Source organism: Desulfotomaculum sp., from assembly GCF_982386235.1.
Genome location: NZ_CEVWQM010000018.1, coordinates 54333 through 70304, shown reverse-complemented (window position 1 = coordinate 70304; position 15972 = coordinate 54333). Strand labels below are relative to the sequence as shown.

The window sequence follows — 15972 nt, the reverse complement described above, 5'->3', positions numbered from 1 at the left end:
AGTCCTCCTTATCATGCCAAGCTTTTCAAACATAACCCTTAATCCCATTGCATGATTATTTAAAAGTAGAATTAAAGGTTTCTATGGTAACGACACCATTCTTAATTCGGGCCAATTCCGGGTAATTCGGATCTGATAACTCGTCTTCAGGGGGCCTGGTAATATGGTTACCAATTCTTAGTTGCGTAGGCCTAAGTCTAAAACCAATAATAACAGCATTGGCATCTCCCTTGGCACCGGCATGAACAACCCCACGCAGGGAGCCCATAACAATAATATTGCCAGTGGCAACTACTTCGGCCCCAGGGTTTACATCTCCCAATACCACTACATTCCCGTCATGACAAATGCTTTGACCAGACCGCAAGGTTCTTTGGACTAGAATGGTATTCTCATCCACCAGATTCTCTAATTCCATAGGAAATCTGCGAGATACAGAATCAGTATTGGATAATTCTTCTTTCGTCAAGTTTACTCCCCCCCGCTTACCCTATATCAAATTCTACAACTAAAAACCAATTCCTTCAAAAGATGGATAAAAAAAAGGGGCCATAAGCCCCGATATTCTGTGATAATTAGACAAATTGGCAATTAATCCACACTGTAAACCACTGACGGTGTAGGAGTAGTATCGACCCCGAAATAGGCAGCAAAAATATCCCTAGCTACTGGAGCGGAAGCGGTACCACCGTGGCCGCCATAATCGATTACCGTTGCCACGGCTATTTCCGGTTTATCAAAGGGGGCATAGCCAACAAAAAGTCCGTGATCATCCCGGCCTGTAACCTGTGCCGTCCCGGTTTTGGCGGCCACAGGAACCGGAAAGTTTTTAAATGTGCCAGCCGCCGTACCGCTTGCGGCAACTAACCTCATTCCTTCTTGAATTACCTTAAAGACCTCTGGCTTTATGGACACCTCATCAACCTTTGTGGGCTGGAATTCTTCCAGCACCTCGCCTTCGGGGGATATAATCTTCTCTACCAAATAGGGCTTCCATCTAACGCCACCATTTGCCAGCATTGCCGTATAATTTGCCAATTGCAAAGGTGTATAAGAATTATAACCCTGACCAATGGACATATTTAATGTATCGTAAACTTGCCAATTAAGATCCCAGGTATATTGATCATAATCATTTTTTATTTTCTGTATTTCTTTTTTCTTTGCTTCTTCTAAACTCTTCTTTTCTTCGGCTATCTTGGCATTCTCCAGCAAAGGTTTATATTTATCCTCCACTGCCTTAAATTTAGGCTCATAGATCGCATCCAAATAAGCCTTATTTCTCTTATACTTATAATCCGGTGTTGGTACTGTACCCTTTAATTCACCCGGTATCTCAATCCCGGTTAGCTCTCCAAAGCCAAACATGTGTGCATACTTGGCAATTAAATCGACTCCTAAAAAACGATGCCCCAGGGTAATAAAGAATGTATTGCAAGACATTTGAATCGCTTCTAAAATTTCCACTTGGCCATGTCCGCCTGGGCTGGAATCCTTAATGATGGTATTGGCAAAGGCATAATAACCCGGGTCCGAGATGGTAAAGCTGGGAGTAATTTTTCCCGTGTCCAGTGCTGCTGCAGCCACAACCATTTTAAATGTTGAACCAGGCGCATAAACCTGCAGTGTTCGGTTGGGCAAGGCACCGCTTTTTTGGAGATCCTGCCATTGGGTTTGGCTTAAGCCTTTTATCCAAATCGATGGTTCATAGGTGGGATAACTTGCCATCGCTCGAATCGCTCCGGTCCTTACATCGATGGCCACCGTGGCTCCTCCTGTGGCCTCATGGCCAAGTTTACGCATGGCTAAAACCTGTCTTTCCAAAGCCTCTTCAGCGGCCTGCTGTACCTCGGCATCAATGGTCAGGCGCAGATTGTTACCGGGTATCGGTTCCTTGACACCCAAATCCCGCACAGGTCTAGCCTGGGCATCCACTTCTACCTGTCTGGCACCATCAATCCCTTTTAGGTAGGCTTCAAAGGAGTTTTCCAGTCCCTCCTGGCCATACATATCACCAAGCCGATAGCCTTTGTCAGGGTTTTTTTCTAGTTGTTCCTGCTTAATCTCCTGCACATAGCCCAGTACATGAGAAAGCATTGCTTGGAAAGGGTAACTTCTAACAGGCTCCACATCAATAACAACCCCTGGTAAATCCAGTCGCTGTTCCTCCAAGGTGGAAACTGTTTCCAGTGGAATATCTGTGGCTAAACGAACGGGTTGATACAATTTAAATTTTTGATCGTTCAGTTTTTTCATTATTTCCTTTGGATCTATCTCCAAAATACCGGCAATTCGGTTAACCACCTGATCGGTATCCTTGAGACCCAGATAGACCAATGAAACCGTATAAACTGGCTTATTGCCTACAAGCTTAATCCCCTTACGATCATAGATCTCTCCTCTAGGAGCTACGATGGGATTTAATTTCATATGGTTTTGTTTCGAATAAGTCTCATAGCGTTCCGTGTCAATAAGCTGCATATAGGCTAAACGGCTGATCAGGATCAAGAAAACCCCTATTACAAGATAGAGGAGTATCCGGGTCTTTTTTTCAATAATCTTTCTTTCCATCGACAACTCCTCCTTTTTAGCGTCAGCCATCAGCCGTCAGCTTCTGGCTTTTAGCTTAATTAAGATTGTTTTTGGATATGGCTTTTGGCCATGCGCCGGGGTTAGTAATCTCTTTGCCTGAGCCAGCCCTCTTCGTTGGAACTATAAAATTTCCAGTAACTCAGTGGTACCAGCAAGCCTGTATAGATAGCCGAAGGAATGATAACTTGAATCACGGCGTAGTAGGGAGAAACCTCCACATGGAGGTAATATAACAGCAGGTAATAAAGCACCTGATTTGCCACACCCACGAACATGGTAAATAATGATACCAGAATCGCGCTTTCTTTAAAAAATCGGGCCTCTGCCAGACCAACCAAATAACCGGCAGCCATCTTGGTGAGAGCATTTAGCCCAATGTAATTTCCGGTAAATATATCCTGGGCCAAGCCAGCTAAAAAACCCAAAAAAGCCCCCTCCCGGGAACCCCGAAGGAAGCCATTAAAAACAACCAACATCAACAACAAGTCCGGTTTAACCCCTGCAACTTGGAGATAAGTAAAAACCGTTGACTGTAAAAGTAAGGCCGTAATTATTAATAAAAATAAAACTAACGCACGCAATTAATCACCTTCCGTTGCAGGAAGAATTTCCGGATTATATATGGTGGTAATAATTAGTACTTCCTCCAAACGATGTAGATCGGCGAAGGGCACCACCGTTGCTGTTCTAAATAACCCCGTGGGCTCATTAGAGACACCCACTATTCTTCCCACAGGCAATCCCTTAGGAAAAGTTCCTCCAATACCAGATGTGACAATGGCTTGCCCTTCGGTTAAGTCCGTATCCTTTGGTACATGAATTAACCTGGCTTCACCACCACCTGAGGTGATTCCTTCCAAAACCCCCGGTATCCTAGAATCTTGGACCATGGCACCTACACCACTGTGGGGATCGGTAATTAACATTAACTGAGAAGTATTGGGGGAAACCGCCACCACCCTACCAACCAGACCTAAGGATGTTACCACTGGCATATTTTTAGCTATCCCATTTTTACTCCCTTGGTTTAAGGTAACCATCCCAAACCAGTTACCCGGGTCACGGCCAATCACCGCAGCTACTTTAAAGTTAAAATTACTTTTAAATTGATCCTGATACTGTAATAAATCTTTCAGACGGGCATTTTCTTGTTTTAATTCTTCCTGCAAATACAATTGCCCTTGCAGGTTAGCTACCTCATCCTTTAATGCCTTGTTCTCCTCAGATAATTTACCCAGTGAAGAAATGGAATCAAAGCCGTTCCGCAAATTCTTAGAGACCCCCATCAAAAGACCCTGCACCGGGGCCAGACCATCTTTTATGGCTGATTCCATTGGTGATACTTGAACACGCCCTACGTTAGTAAAACGCATAACTATTAGGATTATGCCAATTAATAGGGCTAGAAATATGAAATTTTTATATGATACATTCCGGGGCAAAACAACTCACACCCCTCTAAGCCAACTTCTTGGGTTGAATTAATACTCGTCTTAAAACATCTATGTTTTCCAATACCCGGCCAGACCCATAGGCCACGGCCAAAAGAGGTTCTTCGGCCATATGCACCGGCATACCTGTCTGATCGCTAATCAATCGATCCAGCCCCCGCAACAGGGAACCACCACCAGCCATGACAATACCACGATCCATAATGTCAGCAGCCAATTCCGGGGGGGTTTTTTCCAAGGTAACCTTAACAGCCTCCAGGATGGAAGCCACTGGTTCAGATAGAGCCTTGTAAATTTCGCTGGAAGTAATTTGCAAGGTTTTGGGTAATCCAGTTACCAGATCACGTCCCCTAATCTCTTCTGTTTCTTCCTCTTCCAGCGGATAAGCAGTACCAATGTTTATTTTAATCTGCTCAGATGTACGCTCACCAATCATTAAATTATAGGTTCTTTTTACGTGCTGAATAATGGCATCATCCATTTCATCCCCGGCCACCCGAATGGAGCGGCTGGTAACAATGCCGCCAAGGGATATCACCGCAACCTCTGTGGTACCACCGCCAATGTCAACAATCATATTGCCGGTGGGCTCATGGACAGGCAATCCAGAGCCGATGGCCGCAGCCATCGGTTCTTCAATAAGATAAGCTTCCCTGGCACCTGCTTGTAAAGCAGCTTCACGAACAGCCCTTTCTTCAACAGCAGTTACCCCAGAGGGAACACTTATTACTACCCTGGGTTTAACGATAAAGGAACGGCTCCTGAGCGCTTTGTTAATGAAATATTTGATCATGCTTTGGGTTACGTCAAAGTCCGCAATAACACCATCTTTCATGGGGCGGATGGCAACAATGTTGCCAGGGGTTCGACCAATCATTCTCTTTGCTTCTTCTCCCACAGCCAGTACTTGTCCAGTTTCTCTCGTAATGGCAACAACCGAGGGTTCTCGAAGGACAATTCCTTTCCCCTTTAAATAAACCAATGAATTTGCGGTTCCCAAATCTATTCCCATATCCTTGGAAAACATACCAAGTCTCATGAATTTTCCTCCTTAAATAGCTAAGTAGGCTTATTAAACTAAACCCTTAGACTTTAAACTAGTAAATTTATTATCTCCAATAACAATGTGGTCTAGGACATCAATTCCGATAATTTCTCCCGCTTCTATCAATCTTTTGGTTAAAGCAATATCCTCCCTGCTAGGAGTCGGATCCCCACTGGGGTGATTATGCACTAAAATCATACAGGCAGCACTGCGACGGATGGCCATCTTGAATAGTTCCCGAGGATGCACCACCGAGGAATTCAAGGTTCCAATGGAGATAGTTTCTCTAGCTAGAACCTGATTTTTAGTGTTTAGCAGCAGGGCAAGAAAATGTTCCCGATCTAAGTTTCTAAGATCTTCCATTAACAAGGCACAAACATCTTCCGGGCACCTAATAACGGTACGTTCTTCCCCAGGCATGGCTGCCAAACGGCGGCCCAGTTCTAAAGCAGCCTTTACTTGAACAGCCTTAACAGGCCCCACACCCTTTATTTGACTAAGTTCCTCAATGGTGGCCTGTGAAAGTGCTCGCAAATCTTTAAAGCGACTGAATATTTCGGCTGCCAGCTCCACCACGGAAACCTTTGTTGTTCCGGTGCGCAACAGGATAGCCAACAAATCAATATCCGAGAGACTTCCGGCACCCTCCTTTAACATACGCTCCCTAGGGCGCAATTCCGGGGGTAACTCCCGCATAATTGGATATGTCATATAATTTCGACTCCAAACATTCGTAATGAGTCTGCCAGTTTTGACACAGGCAAACCTACAACACTAAAGTAGCAACCACGAATGCTGTCAATAAAAATAGATGCCAAACCCTGGACAGCGTAACCACCCGCCTTGTCCATGGGTTCTCGAGTTTCTACATAACGCTTAATTTGTTCCATTGTGAGGGGTTTAAAACGAACTGCCGTAACTTGATGTGTTACAACACTTTGACCGGTAGCAGCATCGATGACGGCTAAACCAGTAAAGACTTCGTGACTTCTTCCCTGTAGGCTATTTAACATTTGTACGGCTTCTTCAGCGTTTGCTGGTTTGCCCAGAGGTTTGTTTTCCAAAACAACAAGGGTATCTGCACCAATAATCAGACCCTGGTTGCGTTCTACGGCTACGGCTGCTGCTTTGCGCTCAGCCAGTTTCTCAACCATTTGGGCTGGTAGAACACTTTCTTCCAAGGTTTCATCTACGTCACTAACTTGTACCTCAAATGCTAATCCCAGATTTTTGAGTAGTTCCTGTCTCCTGGGTGATGCAGATGCAAGAATAATTTGCCGCACAAAGGACACCCCTATGATTTTTTATAATCTTCGATAGGCTAGAAAGCCAAAAAGCAAACCAAGAGCCGTTATTGGCCCCAAAGACATCGTTAAACCAAAGGATAGTTCAAGAAAATAAAGGTTAATGCTTGTATGTTTAAGGCCGATGGACGTAAAGTTGCCCAACACCGGTATATATGAGGCTATTACATGGCCCAATGCACTACCGGCAATGGCCCCAGCCAGCAATAGTACAATAAGGGTTCCTGTTCTCTTGCCCGTTCTCATTTTTCCCACCTTTTCACCTATATAGAAGTTGATATTACTTCTATTAAGTTTATCATTGACCCTAATATATGACAAGCAAATTACATTTAGATTAGTTGTCCCCCAGTTGATGATAAGTATGTAAAAGAGGTGGGTTTGTTTCCCCACCTCTTACCATCTTACTTTTCTTTTAGAGCCAAGTTAAAGGTTAAAATTTCCAGTTTAACTGAAAGGTCTACGTTGCGGACTTCTATCTCATCCGGTACGTTCAAAGAAATGGGTGCAAAGTTTAACAGTGCCTCTAAACCTGATTTTACCATAAAATCAGCAATATCCTGGGCTGCCTTAGAAGGTACGGCAATAATACCAATCCTGACATTACTTTCCTTAACCACTTTGGGTAATTCCTCAAGGGGAAGTACCTCCATATCAGCAATCCTTTTGCCAATTTTGGTAAGGTCATTATCAAAAACCCCGACGATCGAAAAACCTCTGTCTTTAAACTCCTTGTAGGTAACCAGAGCGGAGCCCAAATTACCAGCCCCGACCATCACTAGGCTCCAAGGATCGGATAAGCCGAGAATCTTTACTGTGTAGCGAATTAAGTCTTTAACGTTATAGCCAACTCCCCTGGTGCCAAACTCCCCGAAATAGGCCAAATCCTTACGAACTTGGGCAGGACTAACACCAACGCCTTCGGCTATATCCCCAGAGGATACAGTTGTGATACCCTTTTTATCTAATCTCTTTAAAAATCTCGAATATATTGACAATCTAGTAATTGTTGCTTCTGGGATCTTGAGTGCTTTCACCAGGGCCCCTCCCTTTTATATAAAAGATAATCCTTTTATTTTATTTTACTACAACTTATTTATTCCCATAATAATATTATAGTAGTAAAATGGGTCCGTTGCAAAGAGTATTTGTGAATACTGTGACAAGTTTTCCGCAAAAATAGTATATTTAAATCGCCTTTATGACTTATAATATTCTATCTTGTGACACAACTTGACAACATTATTTATATTTATCTTTTTTGTGACAATTTTCTAGTTTTTTTGCACATTATTATTGTTATTGTTTGCACTAGAATCACTTTAATGATCGTAAATTCTTTAGCAAGGACCTTGCCTCTGCCACCATATATAATGAACCTGTTATACACAGTACATCATTCTCTTTTATCTGAGCCAATGCCTTTTGAATGGCCTCCTCAACAGCTTCAACCACCGCTACCTCATCTAAATAGGTGCGGGCATCATCCGCTAACTTCGTCCAGTCCCCTGCTCTTGGATTATTGGAGCGTGTTACCACCACTGCCTTAGCCAGTGGTGCCAGTTCTGCTACCACCTTGGAACGCTCTTTATCTGCCAACATACCTAAAACAAATACAATTTTTCGGTTAGGAAAATAGTCTCGTAAAGCCCTTTTCAAAGCGAGGGCCCCGGCATGGTTATGGGCACCATCCAGTAAAACAGTGGGGTTATTCTGAACAATCTCCAGGCGGCCCGGCCATTTTACGGTTCTTAAGCCATTTATTATGGCAGTGTCAGGTATGCTATGATCCTTTTCTGTGCCAAGCATTTCCACTGCTGCCACTGCGGTGGCTGCATTAATTTGTTGGTGAGCCCCCAGTAAAGGAAGCTTTACTTGATATGTATTTTGTTGTCCGTTAATGATAAAGGTTTGAAAATCCTGTTTTAGCTCCCGCTGAACCTGTGACCATGTCACGTCTCTACCAATTTGTATTAACTGACAATGATTACTCCATGCCACCTGACGGATAATCTCCAGCGGTTCAGCCTCAGCGGCAGTAACAATCGGCACATCCGGTTTGATAATACCAGCCTTAACTCTGGCGATTTCCGCCAAGGTGTCACCCAGGTAATCCATATGGTCCATTGCCACATTGGTAATTACAGCAACCCTCGGCTTGACTATGTTGGTGGAGTCAATGGCACCGCCTAATCCCACTTCCAGTACCACAAAATCCGTTTCTTCATTGGCAAAATAGAGCAAAGCCAATGCCGTACTCACTTCAAACTCAGTGGGATGTTCAAATCCTTCCTGCACCATCCTAGTTAACTCAGGTTTAACAACTTCGATTAACGCCACCAATTTTTCTGATGTTATAGGCTGTCCATTGATCATAAACCTTTCACTGTAGTGGTGCAAGTGGGGAGAACTAAACATGCCGGTTTTGTAGCCAGCGCTTGTAAGAATATTGGCGATCATAGCCGTGGTAGACCCTTTGCCATTGGTCCCCCCAACATGAATAATATTTAATCTGTTCTGAGGATTTCCCAAACGCCTAAGTAATTCTTCAATACGGGCCAAGCCCAGGTTCATGCCGAACTTTGTCAGGTTTTTTAAGTACTCGATTGCATCGTCGTAAGTCACTGAATTAGCTCCTCAATCCTACATTTTTAAGGCACCCGCTGTTAGGCCATGGGCCTTGGCCCTTTTTTAACCTTTGGTCCATGGCCAACCCGATTAGAAATCCCCCATGGATTCAATGTGCATTTTCAATGAGGAAAAATCGGATGGCTTCCTTAAAATTCTCCACTGCTTCTTCCATTGTGGTTCCCCGGGAGGCACAGCCAGGCACATCTGGAGTTACCGCATAATAGCCGCCATCATCTGGATCTTCATGTACCTGGATACGAATTCCTACTTTTATTTCACCCTCTAAGCCACCTTTGGGCAACGGGCTTAAAAGTTCCTCAAACCGTAAAGCCATTATATTCTCCTCCATTTGCATAAGACCGTGAATTTGCTTCCTTCAGGAACCTGTCACATTAGCCCTCTGGCCATGAGCCATGTTCTTAACCCATGGCTCACAGCACCTGGCCCAGGGCAGACCCAATAGGAATACCGATTAGCTTAGCATAGCTAATCGATCTTTGAGAGCTTCTGCCTTGATGGTTAGCTCCTGTTCTTTGGCCTTTTCTTTCTCGATAACTTCCGCCGGGGCTTTGGCTAAGAAACCCTGGTTATTTAGTTTGCCTTGTACTCTGGCTAAATCACCTTGTACGCTCTTTAATTCCTTATTTAAACGGGCTATTTCTTTATCCAGGTCAATCAGCCCTTTGAGAGGCACAAAGATTTCCACCCCACGGGTTACAGCACTTGCCGACTGATCGGGTTTGACAGGCAATTGGCTCACGACCTTGGCCATGGTATTGGCGGACCCTTGAATGTAAGCAGTATTCCTCTCCAAAATACTACGGTAGCTTTCCTCTGCCGCCACTAAAAATGCCTCTGCTTTTTTACCCGGTGGTACATTCATCTCCCCACGGATACGTCGGATGGCGGTAATAACTTCAATTAGCACAGCCATTTCCGCCTCGGCCGTTTGGTCTTGCAGGGCTCCCTGGGCCTCGGGCCAGGGGGCTAGCATAATGGTTTCACCCTGATGGGGTAGTTTTTGCCAGATTTCCTCGGTAATAAAGGGCATAAAGGGATGCAACAGTTCCAGGGTTTGTCTTAACACCTGAACCAGTACTTGTTGGGCTGTTACCCGGTCTTCTGGTGTGGTTTTGCCAAACAAACGGGGTTTTACCAGTTCAATGTACCAGTCACAGAAGCTGCTCCAGATGAATTCGTAAAGCACCCTGGCTGCCTCACCCAGTTCGTAGCGTTCCAGGAAATCGGTAACTTCTTGGGTGGTTCCCTGTAGACGACTGAGTATCCAACGATCGGCCAGGGTGTACGGACTCCCTTTAGCCTTAGCATCATAATCTGCCAAATTCATCATCACAAAGCGGGAGGCATTCCAAAGTTTATTGGCAAAATTACGTGCGCCGTCCAATCTTTCGAAGTGGAAACGCAGGTCGTTGCCGGGGGTGTTACCAGTAATCAGCATAAACCTCAAGGAGTCGGCGCCGTGACTATCAATGACATCCAGTGGGTCAACGCCATTGCCCAAGGATTTACTCATTTTGCGGCCCAGGGAATCCAATACCAGACCGTGGATAAATACCTCTTTAAAGGGCTCCTGATCCATGTTTCTTAAGCCTGAAAAAATCATCCGAGCCACCCAGAAGAAAATAATGTCTCGCCCGGTTACTAACACAGATGTGGGGTAAAAATGCTCCAACTCCGGCGTTTTGTCCGGCCAACCCAAGGTAGAGAAGGGCCACAGGGCTGAGGAAAACCAGGTATCCAGAACATCGGTATCCTGCTCAACCTTACCGCCGCACTTACCACAGGAGGTTACCTGGGTAATGGAAGCTACCATTTCATCACAGTCTTGGCAGTAGTAGACTGGGATGCGGTGACCCCACCACAACTGACGGGAGATACACCAGTCACGGATGTTTTCCATCCAATTTAAGTAAATCTTAGTAAAACGCTCCGGTATAAATTTAATGCGACCATCGATTACTGCTTCAATGGCTGGCTCAGCCAAAGGTTTCATCTTGACAAACCACTGTTTCGAAAGGGCCGGTTCAATGGCAGTGTTACAGCGGTAGCAGTGGCCAACAGCATGGCTGATATCCTCTACCTTTACCAAGGCACCCATGGCCTCCAAATCACGCACAATTTGCTTACGGCATTCAAAGCGATCTAGCCCCTGGTATTTGCCGGCCTGTTCATTCATTTTGCCATGTTTGTCAATGACGATAATTTCAGGCAACCCGTGCCGGCGACCTATTTCAAAGTCATTGGGATCATGGGCCGGTGTCATCTTAACCGCACCCGTACCAAAGGTGGGGTCACAATAGGCATCAGCGATAACTGGCAATTCACGACCCATGATGGGTAGTACCAGTGTTTTGCCCACCAAATGCAGATAACGATCATCCTCCGGGTTTACCGCCACAGCTACGTCACCCAACATGGTTTCCGGCCTGGTAGTGGCCACAAGAATATACTCAGCGGCGTTCTCCTTGGACGGATACTTAATGTAATAAAGCTGACCGTGCTTGTCCTGGTGTTCCACTTCGATATCCGAAATGGTGGTCTGGCAATGGGAACACCAGTTAGTAATGTAATAATCCCTATAAATTAGGCCTTGTTCGAAGAGGCGGACAAAAACCTCCAGCACCGCTTTGGAACAGCCCTCATCCATGGTAAAGCGTTCACGATCCCAATCACAGGATGCCCCTAAATGGCGCAGTTGAGAGGTAATGCGATTGCCATACTGCTCCTTCCAATCCCATACCCGCTTGAGGAATTTCTCCCGGCCTAAATCATATTTGGATTGTCCTTCCTTAGCTAGTTGTTCTTCCACTTTAGCCTGGGTAGCAATGCCTGCATGGTCCGTGCCGGGAACCCACAGAGCGTTATAGCCCTGCATTCTGCGCCAGCGGGTTAATATATCTTGTAAAGTATTATCCAGGGCGTGCCCCATATGAAGTTGACCCGTGACATTTGGGGGTGGCATAACAATGCAAAAGGGGGTTTTATCCTTTTCCACTTCAGCATGAAAATATTTACTTGCTTCCCAGTGACGGTACCATTTTGTTTCTACCTCTTTGGGATTATAAACCGTTGGGATATTGTTTTCTGTCAACTTTTATCGCTCCTTTTTTATTCCTCAGGCTAACGGTCTTCTTCCTATTCATTTCTTACTTTGCCCTTTTAAGGCCATGGGCTGACCCTAAGGGAATATCCTAAAAGTTAATAAAAAAACTCCCGTCCAATCAAGGACGGAAGTAAGCTTCCGCGATACCACCTTGTTTCCACCACAAAAAATCTGTGCTGACAACTCTTGGGCTATAACGGGCCACCCGGCCAAACCTACTATTGCTTCAGATTGGCGTCTCTGGGGCGACATCCTTGGTTTTTGGGCAGAAGATCTTGCAGCCATGAATCTTCCTCTCTAGGCTCAAAATAATCCAGGAACTCCCCTTCTTCGACTTTGCCTATGCTATAGTTTAATGATTTTTGTACCCCATGTCAACAAAACCTGGTTTCCTAAGAAAATAAAACCTTCAGTATTTATTTTATATTTCGACTATATGCCAGGGTAGTGCAAAACTTCACAAAATGGTGTATAGTAAAGATATTCTTAAAAAAGGGGGGAGCCAAACATTGTTTACGCAAAGAACCCAAAGTACCGAACCAATGACCAAGGATGTTATGGCAAAAATGATGGAAAACCCTTACTACATGGCTGAGAGAATTCAAGAAATTAAAAATTCTCCTAAGCAAAAGCAAGTCATGGAAATTATTTTGGAAAAATACCCACAAAGATAGGTGTATCTAGTGAACGATTTCACATTTTATTTGCCAAGTAAAGGTGTCTGAATTTCAGTTTAGTGAACTGAAATTCAGACACCTTTTTCCTTTATTAACCGTTCGCTTTTGACTGTTAGCCTTTAGCTAATAGCTAAAATTACCGATTAAAATTTCCCAAGTATCTCCGTTTGAGCACTGCTTTCCTGGCAGAAGGAAGGTTTACACCAATGATTCCCCCGATGCTGCCTAAGATAGTCATGGCGGTGGTGATGAGGACTGGATCAAAAATTGGTATACCCGTAAAAAATCCTACCACCACAAAAAACAAACCGTAAATCAAGCCTGTTGCACCCCCATGCTGCCAGCCCCGAATGCCAGCAGCAGCGCCCGCACTGCCTCCGCCAATGGTTGCCGCGGCAAATACCGTGAGCAGCGTGAGCCAGGAGAAATTGTAGACTGTTTGACGGGTCACAGCCACTACAAAACCCATCATAACCACCACTGCAAAGGTAACCCCAAAGGCTCTCACCAGGCCTGTCCCCACAGCACCTCTTTTAAAGGGCTTGTCTCCCTTTAGTCCGTGCTTATGCCACTGCACAAAGGTAAATTTACCCATGCTGCTAAAGCCTCCTTTTAGTTTTATTCTTTATTTTTATTCTTATAGAATATTTATGTTGCTTCTTCAAAAATATGCTTAGAAAGGTATAATCTGGTCTTTTTTTTCATTCACCAAATAAAATATTAGTGGATTTGCTTTGGGAGGTGCTTTTTAATGAGAAAACGTTGGAAAGGGTTATTATTACTCCTATTGCTGCTGGCGGTGGCCGGGTTGGGCACCTTTGGTATGAAAGAATTTCTGTTATACCAACTGGAATCAAAGGGACCCGATCAGATCAAAATAGTGGAAAACGAACGCACCCTGCTGGCCTTGCCCCACTATATCGCCCTGGCTCAGGGCTTTTATCAGGAACAAGATTTAGAGATAACCACCTCTAAGCTGGCGACTTCTTCTGAAAATTCCTTTGTTGAACAGAGTAACGGTGCTGTTCTTTTAAGCGACCTGTGCCAAGGTGTCTTTACCCGTCCCCTGGGTACCGGGGCAGACCGGATAGCCTTTGCCACAGTGGCTCAAAGGGAAGGGACCTACCTGATATCTCGCCAGGATGCAACGAATTTTTCCTGGCAGAATGTCAAACGAAAAAGCATTCTGGGGGATGCCCCGGATAGCCAATCCAATATCGTTTTGGAGGAAGCACTAAGACAAAATAAATTGACCCTACAGCATCAAGTAATCATTATCCAAAACCTACCCTCTGATCTAAAGGAAGGTGCCTTTGCCGCAGGGGTAGGACATTTTGTGCAAATGCCCCAGCCCCTAGCCCAGCAAACTTTACAAAGGCAAACTGGAAATTTGGCCACCTTTTTAGGTGATGCTGTTGCACCCATCCCATCGCTGGTTTTTCTGGCCTCCGGGAACTATTTAAAAAACAACGCTCAAGCTTGCCAGAAACTAGTAAACGGTCTCTGCAAGGGCATGCTCTGGCTGGACTATCATAAGCCGGAAGAAGCAGCCCAAATCGTCTCCCCCTACTTCCCAGAGTTGGATAAAGAAGTTATTACCATAATTATTCAAGAATATAAAAAGCAAGGCATGTGGGCAAAAAACCCCTTAACCTTAGAAAAAGACTATGAAAATTTAAAAACCTATGTCAGCCACTCCGGAGAAATGACGAATCCTGTGGAGTTTAAGGATGGCGTCAATAATACGTTGGCTAAGCATGCTGCTAAAACCGTAGAATATATTCCACCGGAACTAAAAAAGGAAAAAACCTGGTGGGAAAAGGTGAAGAGTCTGGATTTTAAGTAAGTTTCCTTCATAATCGGATCACCGCGGGGAAGAATAATAGCCATCAGGCGGCAGCTACAGAAGGATGAAAATCCCTTATCATCCTAAGCGATAGCGGGGGATCTTGGATCTTACCTTTCAATGATGCAAAAGAGCCTTGGCTATCGCTTAGGATGGCATAGCTGATGGCTGATGGCTAATAAGGAGGTGTCCCTGATGAAAGTTGCCATCATTGGTGCCGGCGTTTCTGGGCTGGCTTGTGCCCATGAATTGGAACACCATGGCATTTACCCGGATATTTTTGAAGAGCGCCCCCGCGTCGGTGAACCTTTTCCTCATGTGGCGGGGCTTCTTCAACTGATGAATCGCCCAGTACCTAACCAATTGTACTGGCTAAAAAAGGATTATCATATCGATATCCATCCCCTGAACACATGGAAGAAGTTAACCATGAACTCCCCAAATGCAAAAAAAGTCGTAAAGTCTAGAAATTTTGGCTATTTTTTAGAACGGGGCCAGGGTGAACGTTCCCTAGAAACACAGCTGGCCAACAAATTAAAAAGCCCGATCAATTTCAATTGCCGGGCTGATCATTCGGAACTGGCTAAGGAATATGACTACGTGGTGGTAGCAACCGGCCATCGGCAGGTTCCTGCTACCCTGGGCATTTGGACAGAAAACTTTATTTCTTTAGTTCGGGGGGCCATTATAACGGGTGACTTTAATCCCCAAGAATTGATCATGTGGGTGAATACGGATTATGCCCTGGGGGCCTATGCCTATTTAACAGCCTTTAGCCGCACTAGAGCGAGCTTAGTGCTTATTCATGCCAATGCCACAGCCCAGGAAATGGAACGCCATTGGAGGACCTTTCTCAAAAAAGAAAAACTAAATTACCAAATAGAAGAGAACTTTATGCTGGAACACGCGTCTGGAACCGTTTATCCTCATCAAGTGCGAAATATTATTTTGATTGGTGTTGCCGGGGGCTTTATGGAGTCCTTCCTGGGCTTTGGCACAGTATCAGCCTTACGGAGTGGTGTGCTGGCCGGCAGGGCCATTGCCAAAAAAGCTTCTTTTCCAAAAACTGCAGCTGAGTTGGACAAGGAAATGAGACGCTCTGTGCGCATTCGGGAAATTTTAAATACCATGCATAACAACGACTATGATCATTTGATTGCCACGATAACCTTTCCAGTTATTAGACATATTAACTATCACAGCAATATTCCTGTGCTGCGGATTGCCGGGGATGTCTTAGAATTGATCCGTGATTCAACAACCCTGCGTCAGAAAAGCATCCTTCCTCCAAAATCCTGAAAA

General features: G+C 44.8%; 16 protein-coding genes. 3 read left to right on the top strand and 13 right to left on the bottom strand.

The genetic code is table 11. The features are described from left to right. Positions 1 to 55: 55 nt before the first annotated feature. From minC to AC1U9Z_RS11785, 12 genes are all read right to left on the bottom strand, one after another. Positions 56 to 469 carry a septum site-determining protein MinC gene (minC, locus tag AC1U9Z_RS11840; protein WP_333531881.1) on the bottom strand — a complete coding sequence of 138 codons (414 nt, stop codon included), beginning with the start codon at positions 467 to 469 and terminating at the stop codon, positions 56 to 58. Between the two features lie 122 nt (positions 470 to 591). After that, positions 592 to 2571: a penicillin-binding protein 2 gene (mrdA, locus tag AC1U9Z_RS11835; RefSeq protein WP_333531882.1), complete on the bottom strand. Its 1980-nt coding sequence runs from the start codon at positions 2569 to 2571 to the stop codon at positions 592 to 594. A 101-nt stretch (positions 2572 to 2672) separates the two neighbouring features. Continuing rightward, positions 2673 to 3173 (bottom strand): rod shape-determining protein MreD, encoded by a 501-nt coding sequence (gene mreD, locus AC1U9Z_RS11830; RefSeq protein ID WP_333531883.1) that lies wholly within the window; start codon positions 3171 to 3173, stop codon positions 2673 to 2675. Beyond that, positions 3174 to 4034, bottom strand: a complete 861-nt coding sequence (mreC, locus tag AC1U9Z_RS11825; protein ID WP_333531884.1) for a rod shape-determining protein MreC — start codon at positions 4032 to 4034, stop codon at positions 3174 to 3176. It abuts the gene before it with no gap. A 16-nt stretch (positions 4035 to 4050) separates the two neighbouring features. Beyond that, positions 4051 to 5082 (bottom strand): rod shape-determining protein, encoded by a 1032-nt coding sequence (locus AC1U9Z_RS11820; protein ID WP_333531885.1) that lies wholly within the window; start codon positions 5080 to 5082, stop codon positions 4051 to 4053. 33 nt (positions 5083 to 5115) lie between these two features. After that, positions 5116 to 5799: a RadC family protein gene (radC, locus tag AC1U9Z_RS11815; RefSeq protein WP_333531886.1), complete on the bottom strand. Its 684-nt coding sequence runs from the start codon at positions 5797 to 5799 to the stop codon at positions 5116 to 5118. Then, the gene (locus tag AC1U9Z_RS11810; RefSeq protein ID WP_333531887.1) at positions 5796 to 6371 is read right to left on the bottom strand and encodes a Maf family protein; all 576 of its coding nucleotides are present in this window, start codon (positions 6369 to 6371) and stop codon (positions 5796 to 5798) included. The genes radC and AC1U9Z_RS11810 overlap by 4 nt, the downstream gene beginning before the upstream one ends. Positions 6372 to 6392: 21 nt before the next feature. Continuing rightward, positions 6393 to 6638 (bottom strand): DUF4321 domain-containing protein, encoded by a 246-nt coding sequence (locus tag AC1U9Z_RS11805; protein WP_333531888.1) that lies wholly within the window; start codon positions 6636 to 6638, stop codon positions 6393 to 6395. Between the two features lie 158 nt (positions 6639 to 6796). After that, complete coding sequence (locus AC1U9Z_RS11800; RefSeq protein WP_333531889.1) at positions 6797 to 7429, bottom strand: redox-sensing transcriptional repressor Rex; 633 nt, start codon at positions 7427 to 7429, stop codon at positions 6797 to 6799. Positions 7430 to 7709: 280 nt separating this feature from the next. Then, positions 7710 to 9017 (bottom strand): bifunctional folylpolyglutamate synthase/dihydrofolate synthase, encoded by a 1308-nt coding sequence (locus tag AC1U9Z_RS11795; RefSeq protein ID WP_333531890.1) that lies wholly within the window; start codon positions 9015 to 9017, stop codon positions 7710 to 7712. Positions 9018 to 9129: 112 nt separating this feature from the next. Continuing rightward, complete coding sequence (locus AC1U9Z_RS11790; RefSeq protein WP_333531891.1) at positions 9130 to 9357, bottom strand: type II toxin-antitoxin system HicB family antitoxin; 228 nt, start codon at positions 9355 to 9357, stop codon at positions 9130 to 9132. A 138-nt stretch (positions 9358 to 9495) separates the two neighbouring features. Continuing rightward, positions 9496 to 12135: a valine--tRNA ligase gene (locus tag AC1U9Z_RS11785; protein ID WP_333531892.1), complete on the bottom strand. Its 2640-nt coding sequence runs from the start codon at positions 12133 to 12135 to the stop codon at positions 9496 to 9498. 521 nt (positions 12136 to 12656) lie between these two features. On the opposite strand from AC1U9Z_RS11785, the gene AC1U9Z_RS11780 reads away from it, so the two are divergent. Further along, entirely contained in the window at positions 12657 to 12821 is a 165-nt protein-coding gene (locus tag AC1U9Z_RS11780) for a hypothetical protein (RefSeq protein WP_333531893.1), read from the top strand. 139 nt (positions 12822 to 12960) lie between these two features. On the opposite strand, the gene AC1U9Z_RS11775 is transcribed toward AC1U9Z_RS11780, so the two are convergent. Beyond that, positions 12961 to 13419 carry a TIGR04086 family membrane protein gene (locus AC1U9Z_RS11775; protein ID WP_333531894.1) on the bottom strand — a complete coding sequence of 153 codons (459 nt, stop codon included), beginning with the start codon at positions 13417 to 13419 and terminating at the stop codon, positions 12961 to 12963. A 156-nt stretch (positions 13420 to 13575) separates the two neighbouring features. Here AC1U9Z_RS11775 and AC1U9Z_RS11770 point away from each other — a divergent pair, with 156 nt between their 5' ends. Both AC1U9Z_RS11770 and AC1U9Z_RS11765 read left to right on the top strand, forming a co-directional pair. Next, positions 13576 to 14670, top strand: a complete 1095-nt coding sequence (locus tag AC1U9Z_RS11770) for an ABC transporter substrate-binding protein (RefSeq protein WP_333531895.1) — start codon at positions 13576 to 13578, stop codon at positions 14668 to 14670. 195 nt (positions 14671 to 14865) lie between these two features. After that, complete coding sequence (locus AC1U9Z_RS11765; protein ID WP_333531896.1) at positions 14866 to 15969, top strand: NAD(P)/FAD-dependent oxidoreductase; 1104 nt, start codon at positions 14866 to 14868, stop codon at positions 15967 to 15969. The last annotated feature ends 3 nt before the right edge of the window (positions 15970 to 15972 follow it).

Coding starts and splice junctions, on each gene's coding strand:
- radC (WP_333531886.1), bottom strand. CDS start 5,799: ATGACATATCCAATTATGCGGGAGTTACCCCCGGAATTGCGCCCTAGG.
- AC1U9Z_RS11775 (WP_333531894.1), bottom strand. CDS start 13,419: ATGGGTAAATTTACCTTTGTGCAGTGGCATAAGCACGGACTAAAGGGA.
- AC1U9Z_RS11790 (WP_333531891.1), bottom strand. CDS start 9,357: ATGGCTTTACGGTTTGAGGAACTTTTAAGCCCGTTGCCCAAAGGTGGC.
- AC1U9Z_RS11770 (WP_333531895.1), top strand. CDS start 13,576: ATGAGAAAACGTTGGAAAGGGTTATTATTACTCCTATTGCTGCTGGCG.
- AC1U9Z_RS11820 (WP_333531885.1), bottom strand. CDS start 5,082: ATGAGACTTGGTATGTTTTCCAAGGATATGGGAATAGATTTGGGAACC.
- AC1U9Z_RS11765 (WP_333531896.1), top strand. CDS start 14,866: ATGAAAGTTGCCATCATTGGTGCCGGCGTTTCTGGGCTGGCTTGTGCC.
- AC1U9Z_RS11805 (WP_333531888.1), bottom strand. CDS start 6,638: ATGAGAACGGGCAAGAGAACAGGAACCCTTATTGTACTATTGCTGGCT.
- mrdA (WP_333531882.1), bottom strand. CDS start 2,571: ATGGAAAGAAAGATTATTGAAAAAAAGACCCGGATACTCCTCTATCTT.